Origin of the sequence: Paenibacillus sp. NPDC057934, assembly GCF_042887565.1 — a bacterium.
GTDB lineage: Bacteria > Bacillota > Bacilli > Paenibacillales > Paenibacillaceae > Paenibacillus_AQ.
The window spans coordinates 60,997-74,724 of record NZ_JBHVPB010000001.1 but is presented as its reverse complement, the minus strand read 5'-3'; the positions used below and the strand labels follow the sequence as shown (position 1 = coordinate 74,724).

At 44.2% G+C, this 13,728-nt stretch carries 13 protein-coding genes, 1 tRNA gene and 2 pseudogenes; 3 read left to right on the top strand and 13 right to left on the bottom strand.

What is annotated here, in order from left to right; translation table 11 throughout:
• Positions 1-18: 18 nt before the first annotated feature.
• The 8 genes from ACFVRY_RS00335 to ACFVRY_RS00300 all read right to left on the bottom strand — a co-directional run bounded on the left by ACFVRY_RS00335 (position 19) and on the right by ACFVRY_RS00300 (position 7,192).
• Positions 19-930, bottom strand: coding sequence for a carbohydrate ABC transporter permease (locus tag ACFVRY_RS00335; RefSeq protein WP_387495813.1), 912 nt, complete (start codon positions 928-930; stop codon positions 19-21).
• A 28-nt stretch (positions 931-958) separates the two neighbouring features.
• On the bottom strand, positions 959-1,837 hold the full coding sequence (locus ACFVRY_RS00330; protein WP_387495810.1) for a type 2 periplasmic-binding domain-containing protein: 879 nt from the start codon (positions 1,835-1,837) through the stop codon (positions 959-961).
• On the bottom strand, positions 1,807-2,667 hold the full coding sequence (locus ACFVRY_RS00325; RefSeq protein ID WP_387495807.1) for a type 2 periplasmic-binding domain-containing protein: 861 nt from the start codon (positions 2,665-2,667) through the stop codon (positions 1,807-1,809). The genes ACFVRY_RS00330 and ACFVRY_RS00325 overlap by 31 nt, the downstream gene beginning before the upstream one ends.
• A 63-nt stretch (positions 2,668-2,730) precedes the next feature.
• Positions 2,731-3,696, bottom strand: coding sequence for an ABC transporter permease (locus ACFVRY_RS00320; protein WP_387497699.1), 966 nt, complete (start codon positions 3,694-3,696; stop codon positions 2,731-2,733).
• A 35-nt stretch (positions 3,697-3,731) separates the two neighbouring features.
• The gene (locus ACFVRY_RS00315; protein WP_387495804.1) at positions 3,732-4,526 is read right to left on the bottom strand and encodes a DeoR/GlpR family DNA-binding transcription regulator; all 795 of its coding nucleotides are present in this window, start codon (positions 4,524-4,526) and stop codon (positions 3,732-3,734) included.
• Between the two features lie 28 nt (positions 4,527-4,554).
• Positions 4,555-6,279: a LamG-like jellyroll fold domain-containing protein gene (locus ACFVRY_RS00310; RefSeq protein WP_387495801.1), complete on the bottom strand. Its 1,725-nt coding sequence runs from the start codon at positions 6,277-6,279 to the stop codon at positions 4,555-4,557.
• A gap of 17 nt (positions 6,280-6,296) precedes the next feature.
• Positions 6,297-6,842, bottom strand: a complete 546-nt coding sequence (locus tag ACFVRY_RS00305) for a 5' nucleotidase, NT5C type (protein WP_387495798.1) — start codon at positions 6,840-6,842, stop codon at positions 6,297-6,299.
• Positions 6,843-7,108: 266 nt separating this feature from the next.
• Positions 7,109-7,192 (bottom strand) — tRNA-Leu (locus tag ACFVRY_RS00300).
• Positions 7,193-7,349: 157 nt separating this feature from the next.
• On the opposite strand from ACFVRY_RS00300, the pseudogene ACFVRY_RS29380 reads away from it, so the two are divergent.
• Positions 7,350-7,532: pseudogene (locus ACFVRY_RS29380) on the top strand (helix-turn-helix domain-containing protein); the annotation flags it as partial.
• Between the two features lie 184 nt (positions 7,533-7,716).
• Here ACFVRY_RS29380 and ACFVRY_RS00290 read toward each other — a convergent pair.
• The 3 genes from ACFVRY_RS00290 to ACFVRY_RS00280 form a co-directional block, all read right to left on the bottom strand.
• Positions 7,717-8,304, bottom strand: coding sequence for a TetR/AcrR family transcriptional regulator (locus ACFVRY_RS00290; protein ID WP_387495792.1), 588 nt, complete (start codon positions 8,302-8,304; stop codon positions 7,717-7,719).
• Between the two features lie 234 nt (positions 8,305-8,538).
• The gene (locus ACFVRY_RS00285; RefSeq protein ID WP_387495789.1) at positions 8,539-9,450 is read right to left on the bottom strand and encodes an NmrA family NAD(P)-binding protein; all 912 of its coding nucleotides are present in this window, start codon (positions 9,448-9,450) and stop codon (positions 8,539-8,541) included.
• A 386-nt stretch (positions 9,451-9,836) separates the two neighbouring features.
• Complete coding sequence (locus tag ACFVRY_RS00280; protein WP_387495786.1) at positions 9,837-10,733, bottom strand: MBL fold metallo-hydrolase; 897 nt, start codon at positions 10,731-10,733, stop codon at positions 9,837-9,839.
• A 272-nt stretch (positions 10,734-11,005) separates the two neighbouring features.
• Between ACFVRY_RS00280 and ACFVRY_RS00275 the strand changes: the two genes are divergently transcribed.
• Positions 11,006-11,389 carry a MerR family transcriptional regulator gene (locus ACFVRY_RS00275; RefSeq protein ID WP_387495783.1) on the top strand — a complete coding sequence of 128 codons (384 nt, stop codon included), beginning with the start codon at positions 11,006-11,008 and terminating at the stop codon, positions 11,387-11,389.
• 126 nt (positions 11,390-11,515) lie between these two features.
• Positions 11,516-11,728, top strand: a pseudogene (locus tag ACFVRY_RS29375) (ISNCY family transposase); the annotation flags it as partial.
• 164 nt (positions 11,729-11,892) lie between these two features.
• Here ACFVRY_RS29375 and ACFVRY_RS00270 read toward each other — a convergent pair.
• Both ACFVRY_RS00270 and ACFVRY_RS00265 read right to left on the bottom strand, forming a co-directional pair.
• Entirely contained in the window at positions 11,893-13,035 is a 1,143-nt protein-coding gene (locus tag ACFVRY_RS00270; RefSeq protein ID WP_387495780.1) for a cysteine desulfurase family protein, read from the bottom strand.
• Complete coding sequence (locus ACFVRY_RS00265) at positions 13,017-13,673, bottom strand: ArsR/SmtB family transcription factor (protein ID WP_387495777.1); 657 nt, start codon at positions 13,671-13,673, stop codon at positions 13,017-13,019. The genes ACFVRY_RS00270 and ACFVRY_RS00265 overlap by 19 nt, the downstream gene beginning before the upstream one ends.
• Positions 13,674-13,728: the final 55 nt, after the last annotated feature.

Here is a 13,728-nt window from a genome sequence, read left to right as displayed (position 1 = left end):
ATTCCTTCCTTTCAAGCATTATTCTTTTATCGAACCAATCATCACGCCTTGGGCAAAATACTTTTGCAGCAGTGGATAAATCATCAGAATGGGTGTAATTACAATAATAATCGTAGCCATCTTCAAGGAAGTACCCGTAACCTGGATTTTATCAAGCATTTGCAATTGTGCAGGATTGCTCGCTTTCATTAAGGTATCTGACAGCGCCTGCTGTTTCGTCAACATCTCCTGCAGTACCGTAGAGAGTGGCTTTAAGTTGGAATCACGGACATAAAAGGCGCCTGTAAACCAATCATTCCAGTGCTCTACGGCATTAAACAATGCAATGGTGGCAAAAACAGGTTTACTGACCGGGACAATAATCCGAAAGAAAATGCCAAAGTCGCTGCAGCCGTCGATTCGTGCGGCTTCTTCCAGACCTTCCGGTGTCTGTTGAAAAAATGACCGCATAATCAACATGTTCCACACACTGTACAATGCCGGAATAATGTACACCCAGATACTATTCGTAAGCGAAAGATTCTTGAGCACAATATAATAAGGGATGATTCCGCCGCTAAACAGCATCGTGAAAAAAATCAGGAAGGTCAGCTGCTTGTGCCCCGGAAGAGTACGGCTTTTCAGCGCGTAGGCGGCCATAGATGTCAAGATCACGCTCAGAAAGGTACCTACTACCGTACGAAAGATAGAAATCATAAACCCATTCAGAATATTGGACTGGTTGAATACTTCACGGAAGTTCTCTAGTGTAAACTCTCTTGGCCAGAAATAAATGCCTCCCTTTGCCGCATCAGATCCCACGTTGAAGGCTAGCGCAAGTACATTAATAAGCGGCAATAGGATACTAAGACTCAACAATATCAATAATCCGTAATTAATCACATCTACTGTCTTTTCCATACCTGTGGAAAACATCGAAGCTTTCTTCATGCCATGTATCCCCCGTTGTCATACAGAATTAAAAGAGCAGCTGGGTTTTAGGGTCCTTACTTTTTTCCTCTAGTAGTTTGATGTAATCATCAAGCCCTGCAATCTGAAGCTGCTTCGCCGCAGCATCCAGTATCGTCTTGGCCTCTGTCATGTCCTTAGCATAATAAGCTCGAACCACACTCTCCTTGTACTTGTCGAGAGCCATGCTCAATTGATTCCCTTTGCTGAACTCTCCCAGGAAGGCAAGTGCTGAATAGCCGTCTTTCACTTTCGCTTGACTCCGTTTTTCGTCATATCCCCAGTATTTAGCGAGTTCAAGTGGTACTTTATCTTGGTCTGGAGTCTCATTGGCTCCGTAGGTTGCCTCACCAAAATCCTTGAGATCATCTACATCTGTACCCCCAAGAAACCAGCCCCAACCGTTACCGACCCCTGAAAATCCAAGCTTCTTTGCACTAACCGGGTCTTTTTGCAGCAGATCAAGCACTTGTTTCTTTGGCACCGGATTTCCTTGGGCATTCAAATCATAATCCCGGCCCTCAAGGCCATAATTCCAGAGCAGCTTACCTTCACGGGTAGCGAGGAAATCAGCCAGCTTCACAATATCCTCCGGATTTTTGGTGGCTTTAGGAATGGACCATGCACCGTATCCGCTTTTATAAGTCAGATCCATCTGATAAGGACCGTCTACCGAATTCAGCGGACCCAGCGGAACATACCGGCCATCCTTGTCTTCGTCAACGTAATTATGCATTTCCCCCACAATCGCGAAGGAATCATTAAGCACACCTTCTTTTACACGAGTCTCTTCCATTGTGTAATACTCCGGATGCATCAATCCTTCTTTTAGCAGCTTCTGCACAAATTCTACACGCTTTAGACCATAGTCTGTTTGACTCTCGTGCAAGATGTTACCGCTAGCGTCGCGCTTAAAGCCTTCACCGTTAAAGCCTGTCCATACAAGGTCGTTATATAACCCTTGTCGGTCAGAGCCTCCCCAAAAGGTCCGATTGGAAATACAGCCTTGCCGTTCTTATCTTTGAATCCGCCTGCCTTAATCTTCTCAGCCAATTCATAAAGCTGCTCAGAGGTTGTAATTTTACGCGGGTCTACACCAAGGGCATCGGCAATGTCTTTACGGATATACGGTCCCGAGATATATTTCCTAACCCCATATCCGCCTTCTCTTGGAATATTGATGTGCACACTATAAGCAGCACCGTTATATTCAGGCCGGAACATCACACCATACTTCGTATCAATAGGAAGATAGCTATCTTCAAGATATTTACTGTATACCTTTGTATTTTTCAGCATTGGAGCGACATCATAGAACATATCCTCCGAAGCTGCCTTGTTGATAAGCCCCATTTCCGGACGGCCGCTATCATTCAGATAGTAACCGATAAAGTCCGGCAGATCGCCTGAAGCCAGCCCGGCTGCCAGTGCTTTCGTAGAGTCGTCGAAGCCTACAGCCTGGATCTGCAGGTCGATACCTGTCATCTCCTTGAGCTTCTTCATAATGTCGGGGTTCATCTCTTCTGTTACATCGCTGCCCATGAAGATCAAGCCTTTGATTGTACGGTCCGCGATCCAGGTTGCAGGCTTTCCAGCCTTCTTGGCCGAATCGGTATCCGAATTAGAACTACTCTGAGAGTCATTCCCTCCGCATGCCGTTAACACCATTCCAAATACCAGTAGAAGCAGAAGCAAATTGGAGTAACTTTTCTTAATCATGGTTGATTTCTCCCTCTCCCTAGCTTGTCTATTGTGAAAGGCCAAACTGCAACGTCCGCCAGCTCACCATAATGAAGTTTCGAACCATTTACGAGATATCCGATTGACCACTAGTACTAAAATCAGACCGATAAAGCCTTGCATTAGACCCAGAGCTGTGCCGAATCCAAACTGTCCGCTCTCAAGTCCCATATGAATGAGGTACGTATCGAGAATTTCTGAAAGATTCATGTTGCCCGGTGTTCTCAGCAGGTAAATCTGATCAAATCCTGCCGATAAGATATTACCTAGAGATAGAATGAAAATAATCATGATGGTAGGACGGATACCAGGCAGCGTAATACGCCACATCTGCTGAAATCTCCCTGCGCCATCAATTTTTGCTGCTTCATACAAGGCCGGATTTATCCCCACAATAGCTGCAAAATAAATGATCGAGCTCCAGCCAATGTCCTTCCAGATATAACTCCAGAACATGACCGGATAGAACGCATTTTCCTTCATCAAAAAGAAGGTGCTCCCGTCACCGCCAAACCAAGAAATCACCTGATTAATCAGACCGGTGTCGGGTGAAAGAATCCGCTGTACCAGGCCGATTACGATAACCCAGGACAGAAAATGAGGCAGATAAGCGATACCCTGAAACACATGCAGCAGCCTCTTCCTCTTGATTTCATTGAGCATCACAGCGAGCAAAATCGGGAACGGCAGGGCCAGAAAAACCTTCATTAGACTGATAATGATTGTATTCTTAATAATTTGCAGACTAAACGGATCTTCAAAGAACATCTCAAAATATGTGAATCCAACCCATGGACTTCCGAATATTCCCTTGTTGAACTGATAGTCTTTGAAGGCCAGAACCACTCCGCCCATAGGAATATAAGAGAAAATAATGAAAAATGCGATACAAGGCAATAGCATCAGATAAAGCTGATAATGGCCAATCAACCGATTCCAGATCCGGGGCCTGCTGCCGTCAGCTCTCTCTATACCCTTACTTTTCATAGGAGCAGCCGATAGTTTCATATTCATGGTTCATTCTCCTCCTTACAGGCGCTTCTTCATTCAGAATGACCGGCGGTGATCCAAGTAATGCCTTGACGCTCCAATTCTTCCTCCCAAAGCGAAGGATAAACTTTGTCACTTACAATTACATCGATTTTCTCAAGTGAAGCCAAATGATAACTAGCCTGAATGCCTACCTTGCTGTGATCCGCCAGTACAATGATTTCTTTGGCGCTATTCATCACCATTCTAGATATCACAGAATCGTTCAAGTCATAATCGCTAATTCCAGTATCGATGGAAATCCCGCCTATAGAGATAAAAGCATGGTCCACATAGAAATTTTTAAGCATTTCCTGACACAGATACCCGCTTACGGAGCGTTGAAAAGGTGAGAGTTCTCCGCCCAGCAAGATAGCTCGGCCATGCACGAGCCCCTTGGCGATAGATTCGCAAAGCTGGTTAGCCACAGTTAATGAATTTGTAATGACGGTAATTTGCTTTTTACCTTTTAAGACTTTGGCCATTTCATAAATGGTGGTTCCTGTGTCCATAAAGATGGTATCTCCATCTTTAACCAGCTCTGCCGCCCTGCCCCCAATGATCTGTTTGGCCTCATAATTCATTATGCTGCGCTGTTGATACGGCGGCTCCCCACTTTCGTACTGTGTCTTGACACCTCCACCATAGACCCGTTTCAGCTTCCCCTCTTCCTCCAATTGGAACAGGTCCCGGCGAACAGTCTCTTGCGATACTTTAAGCTGTTCAGCGAGCACTGTTACCCTTACTTTTCCATGAGCATCGATTTGTTCGAGAATGAAGTCTCTTCGTTCCTCAGCCAACAATGACATCTGTTTCTATTCCCCTCTCCTGTACCCCTTACTCAAATGCAAATCTTGTTTTGAATGGAAGTGCCAACTCAAACTCGTCATACCGGCCGGTTAGAAACCGGTAATCCGGGTACTCTAAAGTCTCATAAACTCCCAGCGATGCTACCCATGGCGAGAAGCTTCTGAATCTAATCCTGTTATCCACCTCATCAAATTCAGCAAGCCGTAACCAACCATTTCCCCCTCTATAACGATCCTGGTAATTGACGAGGATCTGAATGACCTCTTGCCCACTGGCATTCTTACGCACCTGATGCACATTACCGTTAAAGTGTCCGTTCACGGTCATGAACACCTGATCGTAGGGATGTACGAGTTCCTTCCAGATCAAGACACCCTTCTCTGATAGTTCAGGAAGATTCATGGCCCTCAGCCGGGTCGTGTACATAATATCGTGCGAGACCAGGATGGTTGGATAATTCCGATGACTTTCGAGAATATCCCGGCACCAGTCCATGTCCTTCTCTAGATGTTCCATATCAACCATCAGCCATAAGTAGGTGTAGCTTCCTGCCGGTTTCAACCCATAAGAGCTGTAACGAGAGGGTGAAGCACCACGGTAGTAGCTTTTATCCTGAAATCGTTCAGGACCAAAATAGTGTAAATACGTATGATGCTCATCGTAATCGTGATTGCCCGCTGTCATCATGTAAGGAACCTTACCTTGATCAAGTATGGCAACGGCAGCCGAGGCACGCTTCCATTCGACTTCGACCTCACTGCGGTGTACCAGATCACCGACGAAGGCGGTCATAGCCAGCTGCAATTTATTCTCATGCTTAACAATCCAGGCTGTTTGGGCCTCAATCATCTCCGGGTTCAAATAGGTTTGCATTTGAGGATCGGGAATAAAGACAAAATGATAATTCTCTTCCCGCTGCAGCTCTGGCTCTCCCTCAAAGCTTCCTTCCAGCACTTGCTCCGCCTCCATCTTACAGAGCCAGTCGTCCGGATGGAGCGCTTCTCCTGTAACACGAATCTCTCTAATCGTCCCGGAGAAAAGGGTATCGATTCCTCCAGCCCATTCGGACGCGCCCACGTTCCAGCCTTTTCCCTTGGCCGCAGCGATTCCGGAAATGCCTTCCAAAGGGCTGTTATAATCACAGATGCCGTTCACAAATAACAGGGTACGGTGTGTATCATTGACAATCACTACATGATACCAATCTCCCGCCTCCAACTGGCGCGTCCAGTTCGTTGTCGAGGTGTGTACATTCTCCGGATGGCTGACCCACTGTATCTCCTTGCAGTTCGATACGGATAGAGTGGACAAGACCTCACGCTCACCGCTTCGCCCAAGTTCTGCTCCCTGCCCCTGGCGAGTCAATACACCCATCCAGCTGTGGTGAACTTCATCGAAAGGCTCGGGAAGACGAATAATCGCTTCGATCGTAAAGCCTTGTAACATGCTTTCCATATTCAACGGAGCCTCTTGCTCTGTCCAAAAATAATAACCGGAGCCCTTGGGAAGGCGATCATTGTGGAAAGCCAACCCTTCTGCTCCCTCTTCTGTTTCCCAGGTTAAAAGGTCAGAGGCTGTAACGGTATGCCCTGGCATCAGGTTTACAGAGGTAAGTAATAATCGATTTCCTTTACCGCTATAGTCTCGCAGAACAAGATTCTCCTTCAGCAGACTTCCATGCTCAACCCCATCAGGAGTAAACCGCCAGTGAGCAAGCGGCTCCACTGGACTTTCCCGCCGCTGCGTTCCCAAGGATCGTCCATGTCTTGTCACCGCGTCACCTCGGCTCGTTCTCCAAGCAACAGATCTTGTACCTCAAGCCAGTTATTCACCCGGGTATATCCCGTTTCAAAGATATTGTGTGCAGCACTGTAAAGGATGCCTGTCCCCTTGAATCGCTTTAGCTGCTTCACATTATCATCAATTAGATAGTCGGCATGAATAATGCTCTTATCTCCGCAGAATACAATATGATTGTCAGATATGAAGGAAAAATGCTCCTTAAGCCATTCATATTTCGCCCGGAACGACGCAGGAACTTCCATCGCCGCTGTGGCAATAAAAATCTCGTAATGTTTCTGCAATTCCCGAATAACCTCCTGACTGTCCGGTATGACACTCAACTGGCGAAAGAATTGCTCGGATTCATAGTAGCTTTCGATTTCTTCACGACGCTCTGGTCGAATGTTAACAAGGGTGGTTCCTTGCAGCTCTTCCAGTGTCACGTTATCACCGTGTTCTAGATTAAACAGCTCCAGATGTGAGATGGCGGTATCTGCCATGACTTCATCAATGTCTATTGCGATTCGCTTCATAGGTAGCTCCTTTTGTCCATGACCGTTTCTGTGTGTTTTTCTATTCAATCTCACAAATTCACAACAAATAAAAGAATATGTCACAACTTTAAAGGAGAAATATCAGCACAGAATCAACACTTCATTAAAAAAATGTAAATCAACAAAAAACAACCGCTCTCTCTTTTTACACAAAGAAAGAACGGATGTTTTCGGTTCGGTTAAAACAAAAAGCCCTTGAATCGTCGTAAGGACAATTTCAAGGGCTCATTATTAACTAACTATGATGCGGTCGAGAGGACTCGAACCTCCACAGTATTGCTACCACACGGACCTGAACCGTGCGCGTCTGCCAATTCCGCCACGACCGCATATTATGTAGTGATGATCTCAATCACCGATAAATAAGACTATACGCCTTTTTCGGATGAAATGCAAGTTTTTTTAAAAAAACTGTTGTTCTTCTGTGATAGTGTCATCCCATAACTGTTCTGAAATAATGTTACTATGAGACAGGAGACAATTACATTGAGAAGAGAAAAACTGAAAAAGATTCGTGTCGTGCAGAAAATAGTGGATGGACATATGACAAATAGCGAGGGAGCTATGACGCTGGGGATTTCCGTTAGGCAAGTCATTCGGCTAAAAAACAAATATAAAGCAGAAGGAGAACAAGGCATTGCCCACAAAAATCGGGGAAGGAAGCCATCACCGTCATTCGCAGGGCCTAAACAGCCGATCATAAAAATTAACCAATCGCTGTTGTATCACAGCGATTGGTTAATTCATCATTATCTATTTTATTTTTTCTATTGTTGCATCCAAGTTAGGAATAGTCACAGCCAATATTATATCCATATTCATCTAGATGCCAGCATTACGATTTTCTCCCCTACTAGGAGTTTGAAACCAGTCCATTTAAGATGAGCTGCCAAACGGCTTCAAATTGGGCATCAGAATCAGGCGTTCCCCACTCTGATGCATGTGAAGCATGATGAAAGCGTGTCGTAGCAATAAATACCCCCACGGCTGCCTGACGATCATCTTTACAAACAAAAGCTCCTGATAACCTACCATCCTCTATAATAGAAGTCAATTGCTCTATAAGTCTTTCATTATGAACCTCCAAAGCTCCAGGTGTCTCTACAACTAATCTCGCATACATTGCGAACAATTCAGGATCTCTTTGTGCATGATCACGTTTAAAATCCCGCAAGGTTTCCAGCCATCGATAAAGACGTTGTTCTGGAAGTATCTCCTTAGCGACGGCATCCTTTAATGGTTCAAATACACCTTGCATCCACCGTTCAACAACCGCTTTTCGTAAAGAAGCTTTACTGTCGTAATGTCTATATAAAGCCGCATGGCTTACACCAAGCGCGCGAGCAATATCGGACATATTTGCTTTGGCAAGACCAAACTTTCGAAGAACAGCCTCGGCCGCATCAAGAATTAAATCTCTAGATAACGTTTCTTCAACCAATGGGTAACACCTCCTTAAATCAGATCAGACCTCATCAAATTACATATTACGAATTACATCTATTGTAATATATAAAGATCATATCCACAATATATTGGAATAGTTGATGATATCTTATCATGAATTAAGAATACATTTCCTACGGTTTGACAACTGTGTGTTCAAACATTATATTCGTGCTTGCACAATCCGATAGTGCAGAACTAATTGTTTCTGCTACTTTAACAAGAATAGTCAAGTACGCACTAATTCCCTCAATACCGTATCAAGCGACGTTTGCCCCTTTCGGAATTCAACGGCCCCACCTTCAAAATCGATCCAACCCTCATTGAAACCATCAATCATGCGCATTCGCGGCATTGGATTCTTCATTCCCTGTGAACGGAATATTTCCTCCCAGCCCGCTCGCGGTACAGTTTCCATACGTACAGGATGGCCAAGCTCCCTACTGAAAATCGCCCCAATGTCATTCGATGAGTAGCGTTGCGGTCCCTCCAGTTCGACAATACGCGTACCGGTCCATGATTCACGAAGAAGCTCGGCTGCCACACGACTGATATCAATCGTCGCGATCATTGGAATCGGATGGTCGAGAGGGTTTAGAAATGAATGAATGAAGCCGTTCTTTGCTGCATCTACGTCCCAAGCAGCATTTTCCATGAACCAAGCCGCCCGGAGAATTGTAATTGGAATCGAAAGAGAGCGTAAACCATCTTCCATAATTTTGTGAATGTTCAAAAGATTAGGCTCCTGAACATGTCCCCCGACAGTCGACAGATAGACGACCTTACCTGGCCGAGCTACATCTATTGCAGTTCGTACCGCTTCAAGAATCTTATAGGCTTCCGGAAACTCATAGTCGTTTGATACCCCAGGCTCTGGATCATAAATCGGCGGCACCATTAAAAAGACACCCTCAGCTCCTGTGAATGCTTCAATAAGTGATTGTGCATCATCGATTGTAGCAATGGTGACTTCGCATCCTTTGTTCTCCCATGGCTCACCCTTTTCTTTGCTGCGAACAACAGCTCGAACAGGAAGACCTGCATCCATTAATGTACGAGCGACACCCCCGCCAACCTTACCTGTAATTCCCGTAATTGTATAGATAACAAACACTTCCTTTCCTTTGTATGATGGAATCATATCATATCAAAAAACAACATTCAAGTTACTTTTTTTATAATTTGTAACTTGAATGTTGTTTTTAATAATCGAATGGTATTTTGTATTTATGTACTTTAAAGGAAAACAAGTAAGCTGCTGTGAATAAAGTATTTCCATATCCGTCAATAACTACTCCTATTTTTAGTAGGCGCTTAGTCTAGTGAGGAGCCTCACGTAAATTCTTACATCCGTGAGTAAACGCTGGACAAGGCAAGCATCGCATTTATCCATCTACGGGGAAAAGCTAGGTGTGTTATGAATAACTCAGCGTCAAGTTATTGAACTATAGGCGCTTCTTTGTCAAGTTATTGAACTATAGGCGCTTCTTTGACTGTGGGTGAGCACAGTCAAAGAAGCAAGCCGTGTTATAGCGAGAAGTGAGAATCACTAGTGGTTTCCACATATCCCCACTTAAATCCATGAGGGGTTTGTAGGATTCGTCCGATTCCCGGAATGTGAGAAGCCATTAGACATGCAGACTCTGAAGCCGCACGTCCTAGCAGCCATTCCCGACTTTCTTTGGTTTGTTGCCTGTTGGCCCAAGACGCCAACCACTGACCATAGGCCACTTCGATCGGATGATGATACAGGTCACCAACAGAATACAAGGTCTCGCCTTTTGAGTGAAAGCGTACGATTTGATGCCCTTCTGTTTCTCCAGCAGCAGGATGGATACTTATCCCGGGAGCTACATCAAACTCTCCTTCAATGACTTGGAGTAAACCCAATTGTTCTAAAATCGGAAATGCGTTCGCTTCGTGCGTTCCTTTGTTTTGCATGGTCTGTTTTATATAGTACCAATCTAAGCCACTGATATAGTGTTTTGCATTTGGAAACGCAGGGATCCACTCCCCATTTTCAGACACCGTGACGCCATTAAAGTGATCCCAGTGGCGATGAGTTATAATGACATGGTCAACATCACCTGGTGAGACGCCTAGCTGTGTCATCTGGTCCGTCAAGCTTAGTGGTGGCTGGTATCCAGGTATTGCATAGATAGACTCGGGGCCAATGTCGTAAGAGCCCGCATCTACTAGCACAACCATATCGTTCATGCGAACAAGTAGATCTTGCATCGGAACTATCTTCTCGTGTGCAATGGCGGTCCGTACGTGTATCTCATCAGAGGTTCCTTTGGGACCACTCAACGACTCCCCCATCGGCAACGTTATATCACCGATATTAATAACATTCACTTCAAAATCACCTATTTTTCCCGACCACGCTGGGAAATACGAGGAACTGTCAGTCGTTTTATTCATCAATTATTACTCTCCTTTATTCAACTTAAGATTAGATGGTTCAATATTTATCCTCTCAGAAATCATTTTTTAAATACATTGTTATCATAAAAGATAAAGTGCACTTGAAGTCAAGACTTTAATAATCAACCTATATCTGTATAATTAAACTGAGAAACCCTTTGTTTTCGGCTATTTACTCATCGTTTATCTATAAAATCCAGATAACTTCGTTAGTACTATTGAAATTCTAATTAAAGTATACTTTAACATGAGAGGATGAACATTTGTTTATGATTACAATAAGAAAAGTTACTGAAATGACAGGAATAACAGCTCCTACACTTCGATATTACGAAAAGGAGGGGCTGTTTCCACATGTTAAGAGAAATGAAAATGGGAAAAGGTTATATGACGAAGAAGATTTAAGCTGGATACACTTTGTTACTGTTCTTCGAGCTACAGGAATGTCTATTGCTAAAATTCAGAGATATGTAAATTTATACAAAGATGGGGATTCAACAATTTCGGAACGAAAAATGATGATGCTCAATCATAAAAAAGATATAGAAGAAAACATGAAAGAGCTCTATTTTAACTTGGATAAAATAAATTATAAACTTGCTCTATATGATGTTTTAGAATCTCGGATTGAACGAACTATTATCAAAATTTGATCTAAAAAGAAGCATAAAATAAAACAATAGCTGCCAGATATTTGGATCTAAAATGTGGGTTTGTTAAATCATTTATAAGAACTCTTCCGAGGGTATTTCCACATATATCGCATACTTTTCGCTTTATTTCATGAACAGGCTTTGCTGCTCAAGAAAACAGAACGGCCTGAGCGAGAGCAAAAGAAAAAGGCGAGTTCTGCGTACCCACGCAAACCCGCCAACAATCATCCGTGGAAAGCCACGTATGATACCAACCTCTCTAAACGCAACACAAAACAAAGCGCATTCCAAGATGCTATGTATTCACAGCACAACCATTATTCAGAGGCCTCCTGGTAAGGGCGGCCTCCACTTCAACAAGTGACATTTTCACAGACGATTGACAGTTTTTTTAAAAAAACCTCTTTCACTTGCCCAGTGGTAATTAAAAAACAGATCATTCCCCCAGTTTTAAACCAAAGGAATGATCACAAACCCGCCCGTATCCGATATAGCTCTCCGCTTTAATTCCTTGCTTGGAGCCGTTGCTGAAACAACGCGATAACTGCGTCTATTTCTTCTGCTGTAGTATATCGACCCAGGCTAAACCGAATCGCCCCTAATCCCTCATAATCAGTGATACCCATTGCGCTTAATACCGGGGATAAGGTGGTGTTCCCTGAATGGCAAGCCGACCCGGTAGATGCTGCAATTTCAGGAAATTGCTTCAGGATCTCACTTCCATTCATCCCTAAGAAGCTGACATTCAAAGTATTCGGCAAACTCTGATGTGGATCGCCGTTGAACCGCACACTATTTTCAAAAATAGAGCGTAGACCTTCCTTCAACCTATCCCTTAGGTCACGGAGCGTATGGTTCATGGCATACTCTGCAGCCAGTTCGGAGGCTTTACCCAAACCCGCTATGTAAGGAACATTTTCAGTTCCAGCTCGCTGGCCCGATTCATGACCTGCACCTTGAATAAAGGATGAAATCGGGGTCCCTTCACGGATATAAAGGGCTCCAATTCCTTTGGGCGCATACAGCTTATGTCCAGCGATCGATAATAAATCAACGCCTAACCGATTGACGTCGATGGGGATTTTTCCAAATGATTGCGCGGCATCCGTATGGAATAGAATCCCCTGTGCCTTAGCAATTGTCGATATTTCCTCAATGGGTTGAATCGTTCCGACTTCACTGTTGGCATGCATAACTGAAATGAGGATCGTTTCCTTACGAATCGCACACGCAATCTCTTCAGGAGATACGCGCCCCTCGGCATCCACCTTCACATAAGTCACTTCTGCGCCAAGCGTTTCGAGAAAGGCACACGGATTTAAGATCGCTGGATGTTCAATCGCTGTTGTAATGATATGATTGCCGCGCTGACGTAACGCCAAGTACACCCCTTTCAGGGCATGATTATTAGCTTCCGTCCCGCCGCTTGTAAAAATCATTTCGTTGGAGCCCGCTCCTATAGCAGCAGCGACCCTGCCTCTAGCTACTTCAATGGTATCTTTAAGCGAAGCTGAGGCCCAATGTGTTGAAGACGGATTCCCGTAGTACTGTTGCAAATACGGCAGCATTTCTTGCAGAACTTCTGCAGCAATGGGGGTACTGGCGTTATAATCCAGATAAATTGGATTTACTGGCTTTGTTGCCATTCATATACCCCTTCCTCCATACGAAATGCTGTAAATCCCTCCTGCTGCATTTTTTCCACAGCCTGAGTTGAAAAAATGCAATAAGGTCCCCGGCAGTATGCCGCAATCCGGGTATCCTTGGGAAGACCTTGAAGATAAGTATCCAGTTCCTCCATCGGTACGGAAATCGCCCCAGGAATATGACCCACTTCAAACTCTTCTGCTGGACGAACATCTAGTAGAATAATACTCCCGTCTTCGACCTTATTTAATACCTCATTCAGTGAAAGTGTCTGTATTTCCTCAAAGTTGTTCATAAAATTCGTTTTAATCCGCGTAATTTCTGCAAGCTGGCTTTCGGATAAAAGCCATAAGGAATTTAAAAAGTCTAAAATTTCAGGGTTCGCCAATGAATAAATGACATACGTTCCCTGTTTGCTAAATTTCACCAACCTGGCATCTAATAACACTTGAAGATGGCGCGAAACGTTCGCTACACTCATCTCTGTTCCTTTGGCCAACTTCTCTACCGATTTGGGACCCTGAGATAATAAATGCAGCAGTTCCAGACGTTTATCACTAGACAGGCATTTCCCGATACGAGCAAATTGTCCATACAACTCATCCTTAAACGCTCTTGCCGACGGCTCTGAAGTCATCTCGCTCCCCCTCTATCATATTCAATAAATTATTTGAATTATAATAATGAGCCGT